Origin of the sequence: Agromyces sp. MMS24-JH15, assembly GCF_043518605.1 — a bacterium.
Classification (GTDB): Bacteria; Actinomycetota; Actinomycetes; order Actinomycetales; family Microbacteriaceae; genus Agromyces.
In genome coordinates this window covers 478,425-499,147 of record NZ_CP171358.1, presented here as the reverse complement: position 1 = coordinate 499,147, position 20,723 = coordinate 478,425, and the positions used below count along the sequence as shown (strand labels likewise).

Genomic DNA, 20,723 nt, shown 5'->3' with positions numbered 1-20,723 from the left:
CCGACGCGGTGCGGGCCGACGGGGTCAAAGGTCGACGACCTCGAGGTCGACCTCGACCGGGCCGCCGGCGACGAGCCCCTCGGCCTTCCGCACGGACTGCTTCACCGGCAGCACGTACGCGCCCCGCTTGGAGTCGGGGAACACCGAGGTCGTCCACCGGGTGCCGCCGACGCGGACGCGCACCTTCACCGCCCCGAAGCCGCGCGGCATGCGCGGCACCTCGCGGATGTCGGCGCTCGCCTCCTCGGGGAGGGAGACGAAGAACCATCCGCCCTGGGCCTCCCACTCCCAGAGCGGCGCGGTGAACGTGAAACGCATGCCCGCACGTTATCGCGTCGGTCCGACGGGGCTCAGCCCCGTCTTCTCGCCGCGTGCTGCGCCCGGATCGCCCGGATCGAGAGCTGCACGATGACGAACGCCAGCAGCACGACGAAGAGCCACGTCGCGACGTCCGGCGAGAGCCAGAACGACATCGCGACGCCGCCGAACGACGCGACGACCGCCGCGATGCCGACCGTGAGCCCCTGGCGCAGGTCCACGAGCTTCGCACGCACGTTCGCGACCGTGCCCGTGATCGAGGTCGGGATCATGACGAGCAGCGACGTGCCCTTCGCCACGAGGTCGCCCATCCCGAACCCGCCGATGAAGACCGGCACCATGATCAGCCCGCCGCCGATGCCGAACAGGCCCGACGCGATGCCGACGAACAGCCCGAACCCGAGCAGGAGCACCGCGATGAGCGGGGTGATCTCGATGTGCGCCTCGCCGCGCTCGGGCACGTCGACCAGCAGCATGCGGATCGCGATGAGCACGAGCAGTGCGATGAAGCCCCAGCGGAGCACGGTGAGCGGCAGGCGCCGCAGCAGCAGCGCGCCGATCCAGGACCCGGCGATGCTGCCGATCGCGACGAAGAGCGCCGCGAGCCAGTCGACCTGGCCGCCGACGAGGTAGCCGATCGAGCCGGCGATCGACGCCGGGAGGATCGCCGCGAGCGACGTCGCCGAGGCGCGCCGTTGGTCGAGGCGCGCGAGCCACATCAGCAACGGCACCATGATGATGCCGCCGCCGACCCCGAACAGGCCCGAGAGGAACCCGCCGGCCAGGCCGATCACGACGAGTCGGAGCACGCCGACGGGGGCTTGGGACTCGGCGGGTGCGGGGGAGGTCACCCGCCCAGCGTAACGGGGCGTCACACGAGCGGATGCCTCAGCCGGGGGCGACCTCGTCGCGCCACGAGTGCTGCGGGGCGAAGCCCAGCTCGCGCCGCGCCTTGTCGATCGACAGCAGGGTGTCGTTCACGCCGAGGTCGCCGCGCACCTCGACGCCGGGGAACACCTCGGCGACGAGCTCGGCGTTCGGCCGGGACATGACGGTGTCGGCGGCCGCGATCACGTACCGCTCGAAGCCGGGCTTCGCGTTCCGCAGGGCGAGGCTCACCGCCTGTGCGCCGTCGCGCGCGTCGATGTAGCCCCAGAGGTTCCACTTGCGCAGTCGTGCGTCGGCGTCGAACGACGGGAACGCCGCGTAGTCCTCGGGGTCCATGACGTTCGAGAACCGGAAGGCGGTGATCGAAAGCTCCGGATCCCACCGCACGAGCTGGATCGCGAGCTGCTCCTCGAGGTGCTTCACGAGCGAGTAGGTCGACTCGGGGCTGGTCACGTCCTCGTCGACCGGGATGTAGGGCGGCGGCACGTCGAACGGGAGTCCGAGCACGGTCTCGCTCGACGCCGTCACGACCCGCTTCACGCCGAGCCGCCGCGCGGCCTGCAGCACGTGGTAGGTCGACAGCAGGTTGTTGCGGAAGGTCGCGACGTCGTTCACGAGTCCGGGCGCGGGGATCGCCGCGAGGTGCACGATCGCGTCGGTGCCCGAGTGCTGCTCGTCGATGCCCGCGAGCGCGTCGATCACCTGCCCGTAGTCGGTGAGGTCGACGTGGACGACCGCGCCGCGCTCGCCGAGTCGGTCGACGTTGACGACCTGGTGGCCCTCCTCGCGGAGGGTTCGGACGACGGTGCGGCCGAGCTTGCCCGAGCCGCCGGTGACCACGATGCGCATGGTCCCCAGTCTCCCACCGCGAAGGATGCCCCGCCCCGCGGCGTCGCCCGGCTCAGCGGCCCGTTCGACTGAGCTCGGGTCGCGTCGGGGCCGTCTTCGGCGCCGCATCGGCGACGGCCCCGCCGCCGGCGCCCGGGTCGTTCGCCGGACCCGCGCTCCGTCGGAACAGCCGTGATGCCGTCCGCGCGATGGCGAGCACGATCCAGCCGATCCCGACCGCGGCGACGCCGATGGCCGCGCCGATCGAGTTCGCGAGCAGGTCGCGCGGGTCGGAGATCCGGTCGTCGAGGGGGATCTGGACGAGCTCGATCGCGACGCTGACGCCGATGGCCGCCGTGAGCGCGCCGAGCCAGCGGCGCGGGCCGAGCAGCAGCGCGAAGAGGGCCGCGAGCGGCACGAACATCGCCACGTTCGCGACGAACTCGCGCGGCGAGCCGATGGCCCACGTGTCCGGGTCGACCCAGATGGACGGCGTCAGCACGCCGTACTCGGCCTCCCAGCCGATCGGGTGCCACGACACCGTGCCGAGGGTCGCCCAGGCGACGACGGCGAGGTACGCCGCGGTGGCGAGGGCGAGCACGGCGCGGCGGGTCATCCTCCAACCCTGTCGCGGCTCGCTACGAACCGGCCCCACATATCCGGGCGATTCGCTGGGAGTTCGCCCGACGCGGGTGCGCCGTTCCGGAACCGCGCTCAGGCCTGGCCGGAGATGTTCACCAGCCAGCCGATGCCGAACCGGTCGGTGAGCATGCCGAACGCGTCGCCCCACGGGGCGACCTCGAGCGGCTCGACGATCGTCGCGCCCTCGGAGAGCTGCGCCCAGTAGCCGCGGAGCGTGGCATCCTCGTCGTTGCCGCCGGACAGCGAGATCGAGAAGCCGACGGGCTGCTGGTACGGGACGCCGGCGGGCGTGTCGGCCGCCATGAGCGTGAGCCCGGGGCCGTTGAGCTGCCCGTGCATGAGCTTGTCGGCGTCGGGCCCGTCGCCCTGCCCGTACTCGCCGAACGTGCTCGTGAGGAGTTCGCCGCCGAAGACCGAGTGGTAGAACTCGAGCGCCTCGCGGGCGTTCCCGTCGAAGTTGACGTAGGGGTTCAGCGTGACCGTCATGATGTCGTCCCTTCGTGTGCGTCGTATCGGTGCGTCGTCGCGTGCGCGGTCTCGTGCGCCGTCGCCACGGGCGATTCTGCTCCTCGCGACCGACATCCGCGAGGGGGCAGGAACCGGGGACGGCCCGGCGTGCGCGACGGGTCCGCCCCGGACGTGCGACGAGGGGCGGCCGCGCGTTCGCGCGACCGCCCCTCGATCCGTGGGCGACCCGGAGGTCAGGCGACCGGTTCGCCGCCGACGGTGACGGTGCCCGCCCGCGCGGCGTTGCCCGCGGCCGCGCCGCCGACGACCGACCCGAGCAGGTCGCGGATCGTGAGGCCCATGGTCGAGCCGAGCATGGCGTCGACCTCGGTGATGCCCGAGACGGCGTTGCGGGCGAGCTGGCTCGCGCCGTCGGTCGACACGACCGTGAGCTGGTCGATGTTGCCCATGGGCGCGGCGAGTTCGCGGGCGAGCGCGGGCAGCACCTCGATGAGGCGCATCTGGAGGAGCGCCTCGGACTGCTCGGCGACCGCCTCGGCCGCGGCCTTGGTCGCGGATGCCTCGGCCTGGCCCCTCGCGTGGATCGCCTCGGCCTCGGCGGCGCCTTCGGAGGCGAGCGCCTCGGCGGCGGCGCGACGCGCGTCGCGGTCGGCCTCGGCCCGGAGGCGTGCGGCCTGCGCGGCGGCCTCGGCGGTCACGCGCACCTTGTACGCCTCGGCGTCGGCGACCGCGTTCACCTCGCTCTCGAGCTCGGCCTTGCGCAGGCTCGCCTTCTTCTGCGCGGTGATCTCCTGCTGCGCGACGACCTCCTGCTGGCTGAGCGCCTCGGCGAGCGGCTTCGCGGCGGATGCCTCGGCCACGGCCTTGTCGGTCTGGCGCTGCAGCTCGGCCTTGCGCAGGGCGAGGGCGGCCTCGCGCTCGGCGACGGCCTGCTCGGCGGCGATCTGCGCCTCGCGGGACTCGCGCGTGGCCTGCGACTCGGCGACCTCGGCCTGCTTGCGGACCTTGGCCTGCTCGGCACGCCCGAGGTCCTCGATGTAGCCGTTCGAGTCGCTGATGCCCTTGATCTCGAACGAGTCGACGTCGAGGCCCTGGTTCTCGAGCGACTTGCGGGCGATGTCGAGCACCGCGGCGCTGAGCTCGTCGCGCTTGTTGATGATCGTGATGACGTCGGTGGCGCCGACCGAGGAACGCAGCGAGCCCGACAGCACCTCGAGCGCGAACCCGTCGATGTTCTTGTCCTGCCCGAGGAAGCGCTGCGCGGCGGCGCGGATGGCGGCGTCGGTGTCGCCGACCTTGACGATGGCGACCGCGTCGACGTTCATCGTGATGCCGTTCGCGGTCTGCGCGACGGCCTGGATGTCGATCGCGCGCGAGCGCAGCGAGATCTTGTGCGCCTTCTGGAAGAACGGCATGACCCAGACGCCCTGGCCGTGCACGACGCGCTGGCCCGACTGCTCGGTCTCGATGCCGTCGACGACTCGCCGCTTCGAGCGCTTGCCGGTGATGATCACCGCTTCGTCGGGGCTGACGTTCTTGTAGAGGACCTTCGCGTAGATCCACACGATGAGGACGATGACGGCGACGAGTGCGATGACGCCGAGGACGGGACTGAGGACGAAGAGCTCGGGCACGGAGCAGCGGATCCTTTCGGGGGACGGCCCCGCGGTGGGCCCCGGCGATGGGGCCCGCTCGGGCGCGGGGGGTGGTCGCATGCTACCGGGCGACGGACCGCAACGGGAGGGGATGCTCCGGATCCGGGGGCGCCGTCGGGACCTCAGCGCCCGCCGGTGCGCACGAGTCCGCTCTCGTACGCGAACACGACGGCCTGCACGCGGTCGCGGAGCGACAGCTTGGCGAGCGCGCGCGACAGGTAGGTCTTCACGGTCGTCTCGCCGAGGTACAGGTCGGCGGCGATCTCGGCGTTCGAGCGACCCGCCGCGACCCGGCGCAGCACGTCGCGCTCGCGCTCGGTGAGGGAGGCCGCGAGGCGCGCGAGCTCAGGGTCGACGCGCGGTGCGGATGCGAACGACTCGATGACCCGGACCGTGACGGCGGGGTCGAGCAGCGCATTGCCCTCGGCGACGCTCCGCACCGCCGCGAGCAGCTGCTCGGGCGGCGCGACCTTGAGCAGGAACCCGCTGACGCCCGCGCGCAGCGCCTCGGCGAGGTTCCGGTCGTCGTCGAACGTCGTGAGGATGATCACGCGCGCATCTCCCGCCGCGACGATCTCCCGGGCTGCGGCGAGGCCGTCGGCGCGGGGCATCCGGATGTCCAGGAGCACGACGTCCGGGCGCGTGCGCCGGACGACCGCGATCGCGTCGAGCCCGTCGGCGGCCTCGCCGACGACGACGAGGTCGGGCTGGTGCTCGAGCAGCATCCGCAGGCCCGCGCGGATCATCGCCTCGTCGTCGGCGAGCACGACGCGGATGGGCCGCGACGCACCGCCGGGGTCGAGGGCGTCGGATGCCCCGGTCATCGCGCCGCTCCCACCGGGAACTCGGCGCGCACGGCGAACCCGCCGTCGGGGTCGGGTCCGGCCTCGAATCGCCCGTCGAGCATCGCGAGCCGTTCGCGGAGGCCCACCAGTCCGTGCCCGCCCACGCCGTCGGCGGGCGCCGCGGCGTCCGCGCCGTCCGCCCGGCCGTTGCGCACCTCGAGGACGACGCGCTCGGGGCTCCGCTCGATGCGGACGTCGGCGCCCGCGCCGGGCGCATGGCGGAGCACGTTCGTGAGCGATTCCTGCAGCACGCGATAGGCCGACACGTCGACCGCGCGCGGCAGCGGGGCGCGCTCGCCGGTCTCGGTGAACGCGACGTCCAGGCCCGCGGCGCGCACCTCGTCGACGAGGTCGCCGGCCCGGTCGAGCGACGGGGGAGCCGCGGGTTCGGCCTCGTCGGCGCGGCGGAGGATCCCGACGACGCTGCGCAGCTCGGCGACGGACTCGCGCCCGAGCCGTTCGATGCCGCGGAGCATCTCGGCCTGCGGGGCATCCGGCGGCAGCGTCGAGCGCACCGCACCGACCTGGAGCGTCATGACGCTCACCGAGTGCGCGACCGCGTCGTGGATCTCGCGCGCGATGCGCTGGCGTTCCTCGACCAGGATCGCGTGCTCGCGCGCCTCGCGCTCGGCGTCGAGCGCCTCGGCGAGCCGGTGCGCGCGCTCGGCCCGGTCGCGCGCGCTTCGCGCGAGCAGGCCGACGGCCCATGACGCCCACGCCAGCATCGAGAAGAAGAGGTTCTCCCAGACGGCAGCGGCGAGGTCCCCGGCGTCCGCCAGGAGCGCGCCGATCGCGACGCCCGCGGTCGCGAGCAACTGGGCCGCGAGCGGCGCGATCCAGGAGCGCCGCAGCGGGCGACGGTACCCCGCCCAGCCGGGGAGCAGGAAGTACGCCGGGACGCCGACGCCGGTGGGCCCGTCGAGCCCGAGCACGACGCCGACCGGGAAGAGCGACGCCACGACCACGGTGCCGGCGATCGGCGCGCGGATCGCGAGCAGGGTGCCGCCGACCACGAGTGCGAGCACGATCGCGGGAGCGAGCGGCGCCGCGCGGAACACGGGGTCGAGCACGATCTCGAGGGTGCCGACGACCGCGAAGGCCGCCGCGGCGACGGCCGGCACGATCCAGTGCGCCCGTGGCATCGATCCCGGCATCGGCTCCTCCTCGGCGGCGCCCGCACGCCCGCGGGTCCGCGCCTCAACGGTAGGGCAGGGCCGGTCGGCCGCCGGTCATCCGAACGGATGACACGCGCGGCGTCCGGGTCGTCCGCGGGGTCGCCCGCTCGGGCCGCGGGAAGGCATCGGCCGCGACGGTGCCGCGCCTACCGTGATCGGCATCGCACCCGGTCCGGCACCACGCCGGCCGGGGGTCGCGATCGATCCGCACATCCATCCGCACCATCCATCCGCACCATCGAACCGCTCAGGAGGAGCCATGTCCCACGACCTCGCCGCCGAGGCATCCGTTCCGTCGGCCGCGCCGACCGCCACCGCGCCGGCCACCGGCGCCCCCGCCGCACCCGGGGGGCCGGCCCGCCCGAACCGCGCCCACCGCGCGCTCGCCGTCGCCGGCGGCGTCGCGCTGGTCGCCGGGCCGGCCCTGTTCTTCGCCGGACTCGCCACGTCGCCCGTCCAGGAGGGCATCGACAAGGCCTCGTACATCGAGTCGCTCGCCCGCGACTCGGTCCTCACGCAGGTCTCGGCGATCCTGCTGCACTACGGAAACCTGCTCATGGCGTTCGGCGTGCTCGCGCTGCCGTGGCTCGTGCGCGGCGTCCGGGGTGCGATCCCCGCGGTCGCTGGATCGCTGCTCGCCGCCCTCGCGCTCGCCGGCAACTCGGGCTCGCTCTTCGCCGACTGGATGCACCTCGAGCTCGGGCGCGCGCTCGCGCTCGACGACGCGGCGGCCGTGTCGGACGCCGTGTACTCCCACCCCATGTTCCAGCTCTCGTTCGGCATCGCGCCGCTGATCTCGCTGGGCCTGCTCGTCGCGGTGGTCGGCCTGGTCCGCGCGGGCGTCATCGGCTGGTGGGCGATCCCGGCGATCGTCGTCGGCTACGCCGGGATGCTGTTCCTGCCGTACTCGCTCCCGCTGCTGCCGGCGCTCGGCGCCGCGCCGATGCTCGCGGTGCTCGTCGTGGCGGGCGTGCGCGTGTTCGGCCGGCTGCGCGCGACGCGCGCGTAGTCCCCGGCCCCTCGGTCGAGGCGGATGCCCCGGGCGCACGAAGGTGCGTCCGGGGCATCCGCGCGTTCGGTGGCGGCGAGGGCTTCGCCCGACCCTGGCCCCTGGGGAGCGCGTCGCCTGCCCTGTCGGCCTGAGCTCGACCCCACTGCTGTGCCGCCATCTCGGCGATCGGCTCATCGAGCTCCATCTCGCCGCTCGGATGCCGCAACCCCGACATCGTCGGCGGGGCGAGCTTCGATCACCGGCCGGAACGGGATCGACGACGCGATCGCGAGCAGGATGAGCAGCGAGAACGCGAGCAGTGCGACCCAGACGCCCCGCGGCTCGGTCACCGCGAGGCGTGGTCCTGCGATGCCGAACGTCGTGAGCGTCACGCCGACGATCAGCAGGGCGCTGATCACGCCGCACACGATGCGCGCCCACAGCCGGCCTCGCCCCGAGATGGCGAATCCTCCGCCGATGGCGAGCAGCGCGACCGCCACCGCTCCTCCACCCAGACCCTGCGTGGCGAACGCCACGATGGCGCCGGGACGGAGCATCGGTGCGATGGCGAACGCTGCCGGCGCGGCACCGAGCCAACGCCAGCCGCGGCGTCCCCCGCTCAACCGAATCGTGTGCGCCCACCCCAGCAGGCCGCCGACGATCACTCCCGGGAGCAGAACGGCACCGAACGTGTCGAGCCAGCTGACGGTCGACCCGGAGCCGGCGAACTCGCTCATCACCGCGCGGAAGGATGCCGCCCAGGCGAGCCCGCAGAGGGCGCCGAGCGCGACGGTCGCCGTGACGCGGCGGCCGCTCATCGTCCCGCGACCTTCTCAGGCAGTCTCAAGAGCTTTCGAGCCGACATCAGCTCACCCCTCGTCGGTGCCGCTCGAACGGTGAGTCGACGTCTCTCTGGTCGGTGGAGTTTCTCGACACCGTGCGAGTTCAGCTGTTCGTGATTATGCCGCAGCGAGTTCCGGGATCGCGACCTCCTCTTGCGTGCTGCCGGATCGCCTGTCACCCCGCATGCGATCCGCGTTCCGGGGTTGACGCGACCGGCCGGCGGTGGTGTAATCAACGTATCAATTGATCAACGGAAAGGTTGACAATGCAGTTCGATCCCAGCGCCGAGACGCGACTCGACCGGGCGTTCCTCGCCCTGGCCGACCCGGTCCGCCGCGGGATCATCGCCCGGCTCAGCCGCGGACCGGCCACGGTCAACGAACTCGCCGAGCCGTTCGAGATCACCAAGCAGGCGGTCTCGAAGCACATCCAGGTCCTCGAGCACGCCGGGCTCGTCACCCGCACCCGAGACGCGCAACGCCGCCCGGTGCACCTCGCCCCGGCCGCCCTCGAGGACCTCACCGCCTGGATCGACCGCTACCGGCTGATCCACGAGCAGCGCTTCCGGTCGCTGGACGCGCTGCTCGCCGACCCGGGCGCGCCCGAATCCGGCGCGCACGCAGGCAAGGAGCAGGAATCATGAGCAACCCCGTCACCATCACGGCCCCCGAGGGCCTCCCCTTCATCGAGATCGTCCGCGAGTTCGACGCGCCGGTCGCCGCCGTCTTCGGCGCGCACCGCGACCCCGAGCTCGTCCGCCGCTGGCTCGGCCCGAACGGGTACGAGATGGACATCGAGGAGTGGGACTTCACGACGCACGGCGCCTATCGCTACGTGCACCGCGACCCCGAGGGCAACGCCTGGGGCTTCCACGGCACGTTCCACACCGTCCGCGACGGCGAGTTCGCCGTGCAGACCTTCGAGTTCGACGGCGTGCCCGACATCGTCGCGGTCGAGACGATCGCCTTCGAGGACCTCGGCGACGGCCGCACGCGGCTCGCCGTCCGGTCGACCTACCCGAGCGTCGAAGCGCGCGACGGCATGGTCCAGTCGGGCATGGAGCGCGGCCTCCGCGAGGGCTACGAGCGACTCGACGCGATCGTCGCGGAGGGGTGATCCGGATGTCCGAGCTGGACTGGACCCTCGAGGTCGTCATCGTCCCGGTGTCCGACGTCGACCGCGCGGTCGAGTTCTACCGCGACCGGGTCGGGTTCGCACTCGACCACGACACGCACGCGGGTGACCAGCGCTTCGCGCAGCTGACCCCCCGCGGCTCGGGCTGCTCGATCGTGATCGGCACGCTGACCTCGCAGAACGAGATGGCGCCCGGGTCGCTGAAGGGCGTGCAGCTCGTCGTCGCCGACGCCGAGGCCGCGCGCGCCGAGCTCGTCGGCCGTGGCGTCGAGTGCAGCGAGGTCATGGTGATCGACCCGCGCGACGGCGGCACCTTCTTCGGGTTCTCCGATCCCGACGGCAACAGCTGGGCGGTCCAGCAGATCCGCGCCCGCGCCGAGCGACCGCTCATCCCGCACGAGGCCAGGCAGCGCTTCGGCGCCGAGCAGGAGGCCTCCGACGGCGCCTGAGCGTCCCGCCGGTGGTTGAGCCTGTCGAAACCACGTGTTGGCTGTGGTGGTTTCGACACGCTCAACCACCGGCGGGGCTCGACCGCCGGTCGGCTCCTACTTCTTCCAGACCTGCACGACGCTCGGCCGCGGGCCGCCCCAGGCGCCGCCCGCGAGCGAGCCCGGCGCGGCGTAGTCGGGGAAGTACGACGTCTGTGCAGCCCACGTCCCGTTCTCCCCGGGGTGCTGGACCGCGACGTAGACCATGCGGTCCTCGTCGCGGATCACCGGACCGCACGTCTCGGACTCGCGCGGCACCGACAGGAACTGCTGCACGCGTCCGCGCTCCGGGCCCTCGAGCGGCACCTTGAACAGGCCGTCGCAGGTCCCGATCGTCGACGGCGCGCCGTCGGTCGAGATCCAGAGGTTCCCCTCCGAGTCGAACGCGACGTTGTCGGGGCACGAGATCGGCGACACCTTGTCGGCCGGGAAGCCCGCGAAGTAGGTCGAGGGGTTGGTCGCCGGGTCGCCGCAGAGCAGCAGGATGCTCCACCCGAACGTCGTCGCGCGGGCGTCGCCGCCGGCCTCGGTGATCTCGATCACGTGGCCGTCGCGGTTGTTCGAGCGGGGGTTCGCCTCGGTCGCGCCCTCCTTGCCCGCCTTGCCGCGGTCGGTGTTGTTGGTGCACGCGACGTACACGCGGCCGGTCCTCGGGTTCGGCTCGACGTCCTCGCAGCGGTCCATCTTCGTCGCGCCCACCGCGTCGGCCGCGAGGCGCGTGGTCACGAGCACCTGCTCGGTCGTGAAGCCGGGCACGTGGCTCACGCCGTCGACGACGAGCGGGATCCACTCGCCCGTACCGTCGAACGCGCCGTCGCCGGGCAGCGCGCCCGTCCCGGTGATCTCGCCCGCGGGTGAGTCGCCCGTGAACCGCGCGACGTACAGGCTGCCAGAGGACAGCAGCTGCTTGTTGCGGCGGCGCGCGGCGGGTAGCGGCGACTTCTCGTACCGGTTCGTCGAGACGAACTTGTAGAGGTAGTCGAACCGCTCGTCGTCACCCATGTACGCCGCGACGTGCCCCGACTTCCCGACGATGACGTTCGCGCCCTCGTGCTTCAGCCGGCCGAGCGCGGTGTGCTTCACGGGCGGTTCGTTCGGGGCGAGCGGATCGACCTCGACGATCCAGCCGAAGCGGTTCGGCTCGTTCTCGAAGCCCGGCGTCCGCGCGTCGAAGCGCGGATCGACGCCCTCCCATCCGCGCGCCGTCGCCTTGTCGACGAGGCCGTACCGGCGGTCGGCGTCACTCGTGCCCGCGGTGCGGAAGTAGCCGTTGAAGTTCTCCTCGCCGCTCAGGACCGTGCCCCACGGCGTCGTGCCGCCCGCGCAGTTGCCGAGCGTGCCGAGCACCTTCCGGCCGGTCGGGTCGGCGGCGGTCTTCAGCAGGTCGGAGCCTGCGGCGGGACCGTCGACGGCGAACTCGGTGCTCGCCGTGATGCGACGGTTGAGGGGCGCGCCGACGACGTACTTCCACGGCTTCCTCCGGCCGGTCCGGTACAGCTGCACGAGCGCCATGCCGTGCGCGGCCATCGCGACGCGGCGCTGCTCGTCGGCCTCGGCCTGGTCGGCCGCGGGCGGGAACATGATGTTCTCGTTCGTGTACTCCTGGTTCGCGACGAGCACCGCGGTATAGCCGAGCGGGCCCTCGATGATGTCGAGGTAGTCGTTGTTGTACCCGAACTGACGGGACTGCAGCTCGGCCGTCTGGTGCGCGGGGTCGAACGCGTCCTTCTTCGAGAACAGCGGGTCGCCCCAGCGGATGACCGGCGACCACGCGTACCCCGCGGGCACCACCAACGCGTCGGTCGCGGCGGCCTGCGGCGCGATCGGCGTGAACGGGAGCCTGCCCGACGCGGCGGGCGCCGCGAACGCGGCCGGGGCGTCGCCCGCGACGGACGAGCCGATCACGACCGCGGCGGCCCCGACGGCTGCGCCGGCCAGGAGGGTGCGGCGGCTCATGCTCGCCGAGGCGATGTCGCGGAAGTAGGCGTTCCCGGTCTCGTTCGGGACCGGGTGGAAGCACGCGTCGGCGCACTTCAGGTGGCAGGTCACCGGGCTGCGCTTGCCCAGCGCGTGCCCCTGCATCGGCAGGAGGGGGAGCAGGGCGCGGCGGCGCACGCCCTCCTCGCGGTCGTCGTCGGTCATCGTCATCGAGATCTCCAGGGTCGCGGGCGGCCGGAAGTGCGCGCGCGGGGGCGCCCGCACGCACGCAGCCCAGCGTGGCGCGCCGGTATCCCGCGCCGGGCGACGCCCGCGTGGACGGTCGATGAACGTTGCGTTCCGACGCCGCGCGCGACGTTCGGCGACGTCATGTGACGAGAAGGGACGCATGGCGCGGACTGGGGCATTGCATCCGCCGCGGGGCCCGGTGGATCATGTCGGAGGGGGTACGCGATGGGGCGGGAGTCGAGGGCCGTCTGGCTCGATGTCGGGGACGATGCGGCCGTGACGCTGCGCTTGGAACGAGACGCCCTGAGGGTCCGCGGAGACCGCCGCGCCGTCGTCCCCCGATCCGATTTCCGCAGGGTCGGCGAGCACGACGGCATCGTCGAACTCGAGGCGGCCTCGGGGGCCAGGTACCGGTTCCGGCTGGGGCGCGACGCGCGCGACTGGGTGGCCGCGCTGGCGACGCCGCCGACGCCGCTCGGCGAGCAGCTCGGGGTCACGGCCGACCTGCCGGTCGCCGTACGCGGACGGCTTCCCGTGGGCGACCTGGTCGAGGCGCTCGCCGACTCGCCGAGGGTCCCGCCGTGGGAGGCGGAGCTGGTCGTCGCGGTCGTCGCGGACCTCGACACGCTCGCCGGCCTGCCCGTGTGGCTCGGCGAGGCGGGAGTGCGCGCCCCGGTGTGGGTCATCCACGGCAAGGGCCGCGCGTGCGAGGCGCCCGGCGATGCCGAGGCGCGGCGCGTCATGCGCGGCGCCGGCTGGCGCGACGACCGCGTGAGCGGCGTCGCGGACTGCTGGTCGGCGACCAGGTTCACGCCGGTCCGCGCGTGAGGTGCGCGCCGGTCCGTGCGCGACCGTGCGCGACCGCTCGGGTCCGTGCGACGATCGACGGATGACCCGCCCGGAGATCCTCCGCTACGCCGCGTTCACCGACGATCCGGCCGGCGGCAACCCCGCCGGCGTCGTGCTCGACGCGAGCACGCTCGACGACGCCGCCATGCAGGCCATCGCGACCGAGGTCGACTACGCCGAGACCGCGTTCGTCACGGCGGTCGACGCCGACGGCGCCCGCGTCATCCGCTACTTCTCGCCGATCGCCGAGGTGCCGTTCTGCGGCCACGCGACCGTCGCGACGGCGGTCGCGCTCGCGGGCGTCGAGGGCCCCGGCGCGATCCGGTTCCGCACGCCCGTCGGCGACGTGCGCATCGAGACGACGGTGGATGCCTCCGGCGCGAGCGCCGCCTTCACGAGCGTCGAACCGGTCGTCGCCGCGCTCCCCGACGAGGACCTCGATCGGATCCTCGCGCTCCTCGGCCTGGGCCGCGACGACCTCGACGCGACGCATCCGCCCCGGCTGGCGGCCGCGGGCAGCCCGCACCCGGTGCTCGCGCTCCGGGACGCCGCGGCGTTCGACGACTTCGCGTTCGACCCGGCCGCCGTGCGCGCGCTCATGGACGAGCGCGCGTGGCCCGCGACGATCACGGTGCTGCGCCGGACCGGCGCCGCGACCTACGACGCGCGGAACCTGTTCCCCGTCGGGCGGATCACCGAGGACCCGGCCACGGGCTCGGCGGCCGCGGCGGTCGGCGGCTACCTGCGGGCGCTCGGGCTCGTCGACCCGCCGGCCCGCGTCGTCATCTCGCAGGGGCGGCACGTCGGGCGCCCCGGGGAGCTCGTCGTCGACATCCCGGTCGCGGGCGGCGTCGTGGTGACCGGTCGGGCGGTGCCGATCGCCTGAGCGGTCCGCGCCCGCCGGTAGGGTCGAATCCATGCGATCGCGTGTCCTCGGCCGAACCGGCCGCTCCGTCTCCGTCATCGGCCTCGGCACCTGGCAGCTCGGCGCCGACTGGGGTGCCGTCGAGGAGGCGGACGCCCTCGCGGTCCTCGACGCCGCCGCCGAGGCGGGCGTCACGGTCTTCGACACGGCCGACGTGTACGGCGACGGCCGCAGCGAGCAGCTGATCGGCACGTGGCTCCGCGCGAACCCGGGCTCGGGCGTGACGGTCGCGACCAAGATGGGCCGGCGGCTGCCCCAGCTGCCCGAGCACTACTCGATGGAGCACTTCCGCGCCTGGAACGACCGGTCGCGCCGGAACCTCGGCGTCGACACGCTCGACCTCGTGCAGCTGCACTGCCCGCCGACGGCCGTGTACTCGACCGACCGGGTCTTCGACGACCTCGACGCACTCGTGGCCGACGGGGCGATCGCCGCGTACGGCGTCAGCGTCGAGACGGTCGAGGAGGCACTCGCGGCGATCGCCCGCCCGCACGTGGCATCCGTGCAGATCATCCTGAACGCGTTCCGGCTGAAGCCGCTCGACGCGGTGCTCCCGGCCGCGCAGGAGGCCGGCGTCGGCATCATCGCGCGCGTCCCGCTCGCCTCGGGGCTCCTGTCGGGCCGGTACACGGTCGACACGACCTTCGCGGCCGACGACCACCGCACGTACAACCGGCACGGCGAGTCCTTCGACGTGGGCGAGACGTTCTCGGGCGTCGACTTCGCGACCGGCGTGCGGGCGGCGCAGGAGTTCGCGGGGCTCGCGGCCGAGGCGGCACCCGATGCGACGACCGCGCAGGTCGCCCTCGCGTGGATCGCGGCCCAGCCCGCGGTGTCGACCGTGATCCCCGGCGCCCGGAACCCCGAGCAGGCCCGGGCGAACGCCGCAGCGGGTGCGATCGAGCTGCCCGCGTCCTTCGACGCGGCCGTGCGCGACCTCTACGACCGCGAGCTCCGCGCCGCCATCCACGCCCGCTGGTAGCCGCCTCCCCCTCCGGATCCCCGGTCCCCGATTCCCAATTCAGGATGAGCGCCGTCACGAGCGCATATGCAGCCCATGACGGCTCTCATCCTGAATTGGGGTGCCGAGCCGAAGCGGAAGCGCGAGCGGCGGCGGGTCAGGCCGCCTGGGCCAGGGGTTCGACCCGCGCGGTGCGCGGGGCGGCGGCGGCCGCGTCGGCGGCGCCGAACCCGCCCGCGCGAGCGAGCCACGCCTCGCGCCGGTCCGCCGTCGAGAAGCGCACGGCCGGCAGGCGCGTGATCCCGCGCACCTGCACGCCGCAGTAGCGCAGCACCGCCCGTGAGAGCGAGGTCTCGCTCGCGTTGCGGTAGACGAGCCGGTTCCACAGCCCGGGGGAGTCCATCGTCATGAGGATCCGGGCGGTCCGTCCGGCGAGCAGCGGCTCCGAGACGTGACCGCGTCCGTACCGGAACGCGAACCCGGAGGTGTAGACCCGGTCGATGTAGGCCGAGAGCGCCGCAGGGTAGGTGCCCCACCACTGCGGGTAGACGAACACGAGGTGGTCGGCCCACGCGACGTCGTCCTGGAGGTCCCGGATCGCCGGGTCGAGGTGGTCGCGCCCGCCGTCGCTCGGCACGCGGAGCTCGCCGCGGTCGGCCGGGTCGTGCGGGAAGCGCACGGTCGCGAGGTCGGCCACGCGCACCTCGGCGTCCGCGGCGCGGGCGGCCTCGGCGTACGCGTCGGCGAGGGCGTGGACGTACGAGCCGGCGAGCGGCGTGCCGATGACGAGCAGGATGCGGCGCATCAGGTTCCCTTCGTTCGGAGGAGCGCGAGCAGCGTTCCCAGGTCGCGGTGCAGGGCGCCGAGGTCGAACTCGGCGTCGTCGAACAGTTCGGTGAAGCTGTCGTCGAGCTCGGCGGTCGCGCGGAGCACGAGCTCGCGGCCCTCGTCGGTCAGCGCGACGACCAGGCGTCGGCCGTCGGCCGGGTCGGGAGCGGTGCGCACCCAGCCGGCGGTGACGAAGCTGGGGAGCCGCTTGCTGACGGCCGCCTTCGAGATGCGCAGGCACTCGGCGAGTTCGGTGAGGTCCGGATGCCCCGGACGCTCGATGTCCGCGAGGACCGCGAGCACCATGAACTGGCTGTAGGTGAGCCCGAACCGGCGGCGCAGGTGGCCGTCGGCGAAGGCGTCGAGCCGATCGACGAGCAGGTGGAGCGTGACCGTGACGCGGTCGCCGAGCGGCGAGGTCGCGGGGTCGTGGGGTGAGTCGGACACGAGGGATAGTCAACCGGTTGACGATTGAATTGTCAACGGGTTGACGAATCTGGTTCCCGACGCGGCGTCAGGCGTCGGCGAGCGCGTCGGCGCGAGGCGCCGCCGGGGCCTCGACCCCGGCCGGAGCGGGCGCCGGTCGCGCGGTGGGCGCGGGCCGCGGAGCATCCGCGGGCCTGCGCACCTGCCCGGCCATGACGAGGCTCAGCACCACGAACACGCCGATCGCGAGCAGCGCGTGGCGCAGGCCGACCGCGTCCGCGAGCACGCCGAGCAGCGGCGGCGCCGTGATCGCGGCGATGGTCGAGAACGATGTCACGACGCTCATCCGCTGGCCCGCGCGGACCGGCTCGTCGGATGCCGCGGCGAGTGCGATCGGGCTCGTGAGCGCCGCGCCGGCGCCCCAGAGGACGATCCCGATCCACGCCGCGCCGACCGCGGGCGCGAAGACGAAGAGGAGCAGGCCGGCCAGCGCCGAGACCCCGGACGCCCGGAGCACCGCCACGCGGCCGAAGCGGTCGATCAGCCCGGTGCCGAGGAGGCGCAGCGCGGTCATCGCGACGACGAACGTGCCGTAGGCGACCGCGCCGACCGACTCGGCCTGGTCGAAGCCCTCGACGAGGGCGAGCGAGAGCCACGTGTTGGCCGATCCCTCGGTCAGCGATCCCGCCAGCAGCACGACGCCGAGCAGGAGCGTGTGGGGCTCCAGCCAGGCGCCGAACGCGGAGGAGAACGGGCGACGCCCGGAAGCCGGGACCGCCTGGACCGACGCCGTCGCGGCCGGATGCCCGGGGGTCGTCAGCGAGGTCGAGGGCCCCAGGAGCCATGCGCGCAGGCCCGTCACGGCGAACGTCACGATGACGAGCTGGATGCCGACCCCGAGGCCCGCCGCGGCGAAGCCGGCCGCGACGAGCGCCCCGGCGGCCGCGCCGAGCGAGAACGTCGCGTGGAACTGCGGCAGCACCGCACGGCCGAGCCGGCGCTCGACGGCCGCGGCGTTCAGGTTGATCGGCACGTTCACGAACGCCGCGCAGACGCCGTTGACCGCCGTGCCCGCGGCGAACAGGTCGGGGCTCGCCGTCGCGACCGAGAGCGCGAGCAGGCCGAAGCCCACGACGTTGCCCGCCGTGCCGGCCGCGAGCGTCCGCCGGGAGCCGAACCGCGCGACGACCGCGCCCACCGTGAACGCGCCGACGAGCGTGCCGAGCCCGCCGAGGAACAGCAGCCTCCCGAGGTCGGCCGCGGACAGCCCGAGCGCCTCGGTGACCGACGGGAGCCGGGTCATCCACGACGTCATGACCAGCCCGAACAGGGCGAACTGCACCAGCAGCGCCCAGCGGGCGCGGCGGACGTCGGGGGAGGCGGGGGGTCGCGGCACCGGGTGACGGTATCAGGGCGAACGTGGGAGAACGCCGCGCGCGGGCTAGGCTCGACGCGATGACCTGCCCACGCGCCGTCCGGACGACCGGAATCCCGGCGTGACCGGCATCGCGACCGGATTCGCGGTCATCGGGCTGGCGGTGTTCGTCGGCTGGATCGCGGCACGGACGGGGGTCGTCGGGCCCGAGGCCCGTCCCGTCCTCGCGCGCCTGAACTTCACGGTGCTCGGGCCGTTCCTGCTCTTCTCGGTGCTGTCGACCGCCGACGTCGCGGAGCTGTTCTCGACCCTGCTGCCGGTGTCCGCGATCGCGGCCGTGACCGTCATGGTGCTCGGCGCGCTCCTGTCGCTCGTCGTCCTCCGCCGCCGCGTGCCCGAGGCGACGGTCTCCTCGCTCGCCGCCGGCTACGTCAACGGCAACAACATCGGCATCCCGATCGCCGCCTACATGCTGGGGGATGCCGCGCTGTCGGCGCCCGTCGTGCTGCTGCAGCTGATCGTCTTCATGCCGCTCGCGCTCGCCGTGCTCGGGGCCTCCGTCGAGGGCCGGACCTCGGTCGCCGGCATCGTCCGCGGCACGCTCGGCAATCCGATCATCATCGGGTCCCTGCTCGGCGTCGCGGTCGCGGTGTCGGGCCTGGAGCTTCCCGTCTGGATCGCCGAGCCGGTCTCGTTCGTCGGGCACGCGGCCGTGCCGCTCATGCTCGTCGCGTACGGCATGTCGCTGCACGGGCAGCGCGTGCTCGCGCCCGGACGGCACCGCATCGAGGTCGTCGCGCTGTCGGGGCTGAAGCTCGTCGCGATGCCGCTGGTCGCGTGGGCGCTCGCGCGCTTCGCGTTCGGGCTCGACGACGCGCAGGTGTACGCCGCGACGGTGCTCGCCAGCCTGCCGACCGCGCAGAACGTGTTCGTGCTCGCGCAGCGCTACGAGACCGCCGAGTTGGTCGCGCGCGACACGGTCTTCGTCACGACGGCGGGCGCGGCGCCGCTGCTCGTCGTCGTCGGGCTGCTGCTCGGCGGGTGAGCCGGGCATCGTCGGCGCCGCCGGGCAGGATGGCGGTGCGGAGAGGAGACGCCATGCCGTTCGAGCAGGTCGACGGATCGGAACTCGACGCGCTCCGGCTGGCCCAGCGCCCGGCCGACGGGTACCGGTTCGACCTCGAGCGCCCTTTCGCGTACCGCGACCCGGTCACGGGCACCCGGTACGAGGTGCCGGCCGCCGGGGAGCCGGGCGGCCTCGCGCAGACCGACCTCGCGTCGGTGCCGAGCGCCCTGTGGGGGTTCATCGCGAGCTACGGCCGGCAGTCGGCGCCCGCGATCCTCCACGACCACCGGTCGATCGAGGCCGACGAGCTCGGCCGCACCGACCGCCGGGGCGCACTCCTGCAGCGGCGCGAGGACGATCGGGTGTTCCGCACGGCGCTCCGCGAGCAGCGGGTGCCGCTGCTGCGCGCGTGGCTGATGTGGGCCTGGGTGTCGGCCGACCGCGAGCGGACCTTCAACGGCGCGCTCGGGCTGGCGTTCGTCGCGCAGGCGATCGCCGGAGCGCTCGCGGTCGTCACGGCGCTCGTGCTCGCCTGGTGGCATCCGGCGTGGCTGCTGCTGCTGCTCGCACCGGCGGTCGGCGCGGTGTCGTGGGGGCGGCTCGCGCCGCTGCAGCTCGTGCTGGGGTACGGCACCGGGCTGCTCGCCCCGCTGGTGGCGCTGCAGTTCGCGGCGTTGCTGCCGTTCCGCGCGATCGAGGCGCTCGTGGAGGTCGTGAGCGGGGGCGACCCGGCGGGGGTGGTGCGGCCGACCGCGATCCCGCCGTCGGCCGGCCGCACCGGGCAGGGTGGTCAGCGCCGCGTGCGGCGCCGCTGAACGGCCGCCCAGGCACGCAGCAGTCGAGGCAGCACCAGGTAGCTGGCGGTCGGCACGATCACGATCGTGAGCACGAACGCGCGCAGCACCGGGTTCCACGACGCCGACACCGGGCCGACGAGCGTGAGGCCGAGGGCGACGAGCGGGAAGATCGCCAGCCACGTGAGGAAGGTGCGGACGTGGACCGAGGGCGGCGCCGGGGCGCGGTCGGGCGCGACGGCGGCCGCGGCGGCGATGGAGCCGGTCGTCGGCTCGGGCGTTGCTGCGGGGATGGCGGATGTGTCGGTCAATGTCGACTCCGATCTTGTTGCAACCAACTGGTTGGTTGTGATTGAAGCACGCTTCGACCACCTTCGCAACCGGATGGTTGGAAATTCGCGATACCATCGGGGCATGGCCTGGGACACCGATCGCACGAAGCGGCTGCTGCTCGACGCCGCGATCGACGAGTTCAGCCGTTGGGGGCTCGCGGGCGCGCGCGTCGATCGCATCGCGGCGGCCGCCGGGGTCAACAAGGAGCGCATCTACCAGTACTTCGGCAAGAAGGACGACCTCTTCCGCGCCGCCCTCACCGCCGAACTCGCCGCGTCCCGCGACGAGGTCCCCCTGGGCGATGGTGTCGGACCGGACGCCGTGGCCGACTACGCCGGCCGCCTCTTCGACCACCACGTCGCGAACCCCCGCGTCTCCCGGCTCCTGTACTGGGAGGGCCTCGAGCTCGGAACCGAGGCCGGGGGCGAGGCAGGGCGGGCGGCGTACCACGCGTCCAAGACCGATGAGTTCGAGCGGATGCTCCCCGGCGCGACCCGCGCCGAGGCCGCCGAGCTGCTGCTGACGCTGGTCACCCTGGTCACCGCGTGGCAGGTGCTCGGACAGCTCGACGGGTACATCGCGGGCGGAGCCGGACCCGCGGACGCGGCGTCGGCGGCGCGCCGCCGACGCGCCATCGTCGATGCCGTCCGTTCCCTGGCGACCACGCTGACCGCAGGCGCCCACGGCTGACCGCGGGTTCAGGGGAAGCCCTGATGCCCCGCGGG

General features: G+C 73.6%; 24 protein-coding genes. 10 read left to right on the top strand and 14 right to left on the bottom strand.

Features of this window, described 5'->3' with window-relative positions:
* Positions 1–24: 24 nt before the first annotated feature.
* The 8 genes from ACDF64_RS02350 to ACDF64_RS02315 all read right to left on the bottom strand — a co-directional run bounded on the left by ACDF64_RS02350 (position 25) and on the right by ACDF64_RS02315 (position 6,798).
* On the bottom strand, positions 25–318 hold the full coding sequence (locus tag ACDF64_RS02350) for a DUF1905 domain-containing protein (RefSeq protein WP_394553192.1): 294 nt from the start codon (positions 316–318) through the stop codon (positions 25–27).
* Between the two features lie 32 nt (positions 319–350).
* Positions 351–1,169 (bottom strand): sulfite exporter TauE/SafE family protein, encoded by an 819-nt coding sequence (locus tag ACDF64_RS02345; RefSeq protein WP_394553191.1) that lies wholly within the window; start codon positions 1,167–1,169, stop codon positions 351–353.
* A gap of 37 nt (positions 1,170–1,206) precedes the next feature.
* Positions 1,207–2,055 carry an NAD-dependent epimerase/dehydratase family protein gene (locus tag ACDF64_RS02340; RefSeq protein WP_394553190.1) on the bottom strand — a complete coding sequence of 283 codons (849 nt, stop codon included), beginning with the start codon at positions 2,053–2,055 and terminating at the stop codon, positions 1,207–1,209.
* 52 nt (positions 2,056–2,107) lie between these two features.
* Complete coding sequence (locus ACDF64_RS02335; RefSeq protein WP_394553189.1) at positions 2,108–2,650, bottom strand: VanZ family protein; 543 nt, start codon at positions 2,648–2,650, stop codon at positions 2,108–2,110.
* Between the two features lie 98 nt (positions 2,651–2,748).
* Entirely contained in the window at positions 2,749–3,162 is a 414-nt protein-coding gene (locus ACDF64_RS02330) for a VOC family protein (protein ID WP_394553188.1), read from the bottom strand.
* Between the two features lie 215 nt (positions 3,163–3,377).
* Positions 3,378–4,778, bottom strand: a complete 1,401-nt coding sequence (locus tag ACDF64_RS02325) for an SPFH domain-containing protein (protein ID WP_394553187.1) — start codon at positions 4,776–4,778, stop codon at positions 3,378–3,380.
* A gap of 143 nt (positions 4,779–4,921) precedes the next feature.
* A complete protein-coding gene (locus tag ACDF64_RS02320) occupies positions 4,922–5,623 on the bottom strand; it encodes a response regulator (RefSeq protein ID WP_394553186.1) in 702 nt (233 codons plus the stop codon).
* Positions 5,620–6,798 (bottom strand): sensor histidine kinase, encoded by a 1,179-nt coding sequence (locus ACDF64_RS02315; RefSeq protein WP_394553185.1) that lies wholly within the window; start codon positions 6,796–6,798, stop codon positions 5,620–5,622. Before ACDF64_RS02315 ends, ACDF64_RS02320 begins: the two co-directional genes overlap by 4 nt.
* Positions 6,799–7,078: 280 nt before the next feature.
* On the opposite strand from ACDF64_RS02315, the gene ACDF64_RS02310 reads away from it, so the two are divergent.
* On the top strand, positions 7,079–7,828 hold the full coding sequence (locus tag ACDF64_RS02310; RefSeq protein ID WP_394553184.1) for a hypothetical protein: 750 nt from the start codon (positions 7,079–7,081) through the stop codon (positions 7,826–7,828).
* Positions 7,829–8,001: 173 nt separating this feature from the next.
* Here ACDF64_RS02310 and ACDF64_RS02305 read toward each other — a convergent pair whose 3' ends face one another.
* Positions 8,002–8,628, bottom strand: a complete 627-nt coding sequence (locus tag ACDF64_RS02305) for a hypothetical protein (protein WP_394553183.1) — start codon at positions 8,626–8,628, stop codon at positions 8,002–8,004.
* Positions 8,629–8,918: 290 nt separating this feature from the next.
* Between ACDF64_RS02305 and ACDF64_RS02300 the strand changes: the two genes are divergently transcribed.
* Genes ACDF64_RS02300 through ACDF64_RS02290 form a run of 3 tightly spaced genes read left to right on the top strand, consistent with a single transcriptional unit; the run spans position 8,919 to position 10,236 of the window.
* A complete protein-coding gene (locus tag ACDF64_RS02300) occupies positions 8,919–9,296 on the top strand; it encodes an ArsR/SmtB family transcription factor (protein ID WP_394553182.1) in 378 nt (125 codons plus the stop codon).
* Positions 9,293–9,769 (top strand): SRPBCC family protein, encoded by a 477-nt coding sequence (locus tag ACDF64_RS02295; RefSeq protein WP_394553181.1) that lies wholly within the window; start codon positions 9,293–9,295, stop codon positions 9,767–9,769. The genes ACDF64_RS02300 and ACDF64_RS02295 overlap by 4 nt, the downstream gene beginning before the upstream one ends.
* A 5-nt stretch (positions 9,770–9,774) precedes the next feature.
* Positions 9,775–10,236, top strand: coding sequence for a VOC family protein (locus tag ACDF64_RS02290; protein ID WP_394553180.1), 462 nt, complete (start codon positions 9,775–9,777; stop codon positions 10,234–10,236).
* Positions 10,237–10,332: 96 nt separating this feature from the next.
* Here the strand turns inward: ACDF64_RS02290 and ACDF64_RS02285 are convergent, their stop codons facing one another.
* Positions 10,333–12,423 carry a PhoX family protein gene (locus ACDF64_RS02285; protein ID WP_394553178.1) on the bottom strand — a complete coding sequence of 697 codons (2,091 nt, stop codon included), beginning with the start codon at positions 12,421–12,423 and terminating at the stop codon, positions 10,333–10,335.
* Between the two features lie 294 nt (positions 12,424–12,717).
* On the opposite strand from ACDF64_RS02285, the gene ACDF64_RS02280 reads away from it, so the two are divergent.
* The 3 genes from ACDF64_RS02280 (at position 12,718) to ACDF64_RS02270 (ending at position 15,197) form a co-directional block, all read left to right on the top strand.
* Positions 12,718–13,269, top strand: a complete 552-nt coding sequence (locus tag ACDF64_RS02280; RefSeq protein WP_394553177.1) for a hypothetical protein — start codon at positions 12,718–12,720, stop codon at positions 13,267–13,269.
* 61 nt (positions 13,270–13,330) lie between these two features.
* On the top strand, positions 13,331–14,176 hold the full coding sequence (locus ACDF64_RS02275) for a PhzF family phenazine biosynthesis protein (RefSeq protein ID WP_394553176.1): 846 nt from the start codon (positions 13,331–13,333) through the stop codon (positions 14,174–14,176).
* A gap of 31 nt (positions 14,177–14,207) precedes the next feature.
* Positions 14,208–15,197, top strand: coding sequence for an aldo/keto reductase (locus ACDF64_RS02270; RefSeq protein WP_394553175.1), 990 nt, complete (start codon positions 14,208–14,210; stop codon positions 15,195–15,197).
* Between the two features lie 136 nt (positions 15,198–15,333).
* Here ACDF64_RS02270 and ACDF64_RS02265 read toward each other — a convergent pair whose 3' ends face one another.
* From ACDF64_RS02265 to ACDF64_RS02255, 3 genes are all read right to left on the bottom strand, one after another.
* A complete protein-coding gene (locus tag ACDF64_RS02265; protein ID WP_394553174.1) occupies positions 15,334–15,981 on the bottom strand; it encodes an NAD(P)H-dependent oxidoreductase in 648 nt (215 codons plus the stop codon).
* The gene (locus ACDF64_RS02260; RefSeq protein ID WP_394553172.1) at positions 15,981–16,451 is read right to left on the bottom strand and encodes a MarR family winged helix-turn-helix transcriptional regulator; all 471 of its coding nucleotides are present in this window, start codon (positions 16,449–16,451) and stop codon (positions 15,981–15,983) included. The genes ACDF64_RS02265 and ACDF64_RS02260 overlap by 1 nt, the downstream gene beginning before the upstream one ends.
* Positions 16,452–16,518: 67 nt before the next feature.
* The gene (locus tag ACDF64_RS02255) at positions 16,519–17,826 is read right to left on the bottom strand and encodes an MFS transporter (RefSeq protein WP_394553171.1); all 1,308 of its coding nucleotides are present in this window, start codon (positions 17,824–17,826) and stop codon (positions 16,519–16,521) included.
* Positions 17,827–17,926: 100 nt separating this feature from the next.
* Between ACDF64_RS02255 and ACDF64_RS02250 the strand changes: the two genes are divergently transcribed.
* Both ACDF64_RS02250 and ACDF64_RS02245 read left to right on the top strand, forming a co-directional pair.
* Entirely contained in the window at positions 17,927–18,850 is a 924-nt protein-coding gene (locus tag ACDF64_RS02250) for an AEC family transporter (RefSeq protein WP_394553170.1), read from the top strand.
* A gap of 53 nt (positions 18,851–18,903) precedes the next feature.
* Positions 18,904–19,686 carry a DUF1353 domain-containing protein gene (locus tag ACDF64_RS02245; RefSeq protein WP_394553169.1) on the top strand — a complete coding sequence of 261 codons (783 nt, stop codon included), beginning with the start codon at positions 18,904–18,906 and terminating at the stop codon, positions 19,684–19,686.
* Here ACDF64_RS02245 and ACDF64_RS02240 read toward each other — a convergent pair.
* Positions 19,662–19,976, bottom strand: a complete 315-nt coding sequence (locus tag ACDF64_RS02240) for a hypothetical protein (RefSeq protein WP_394553168.1) — start codon at positions 19,974–19,976, stop codon at positions 19,662–19,664. The genes ACDF64_RS02245 and ACDF64_RS02240 overlap by 25 nt on opposite strands.
* A 103-nt stretch (positions 19,977–20,079) precedes the next feature.
* Here ACDF64_RS02240 and ACDF64_RS02235 point away from each other — a divergent pair, with 103 nt between their 5' ends.
* Positions 20,080–20,688: a TetR/AcrR family transcriptional regulator gene (locus ACDF64_RS02235; RefSeq protein WP_394553167.1), complete on the top strand. Its 609-nt coding sequence runs from the start codon at positions 20,080–20,082 to the stop codon at positions 20,686–20,688.
* The last annotated feature ends 35 nt before the right edge of the window (positions 20,689–20,723 follow it).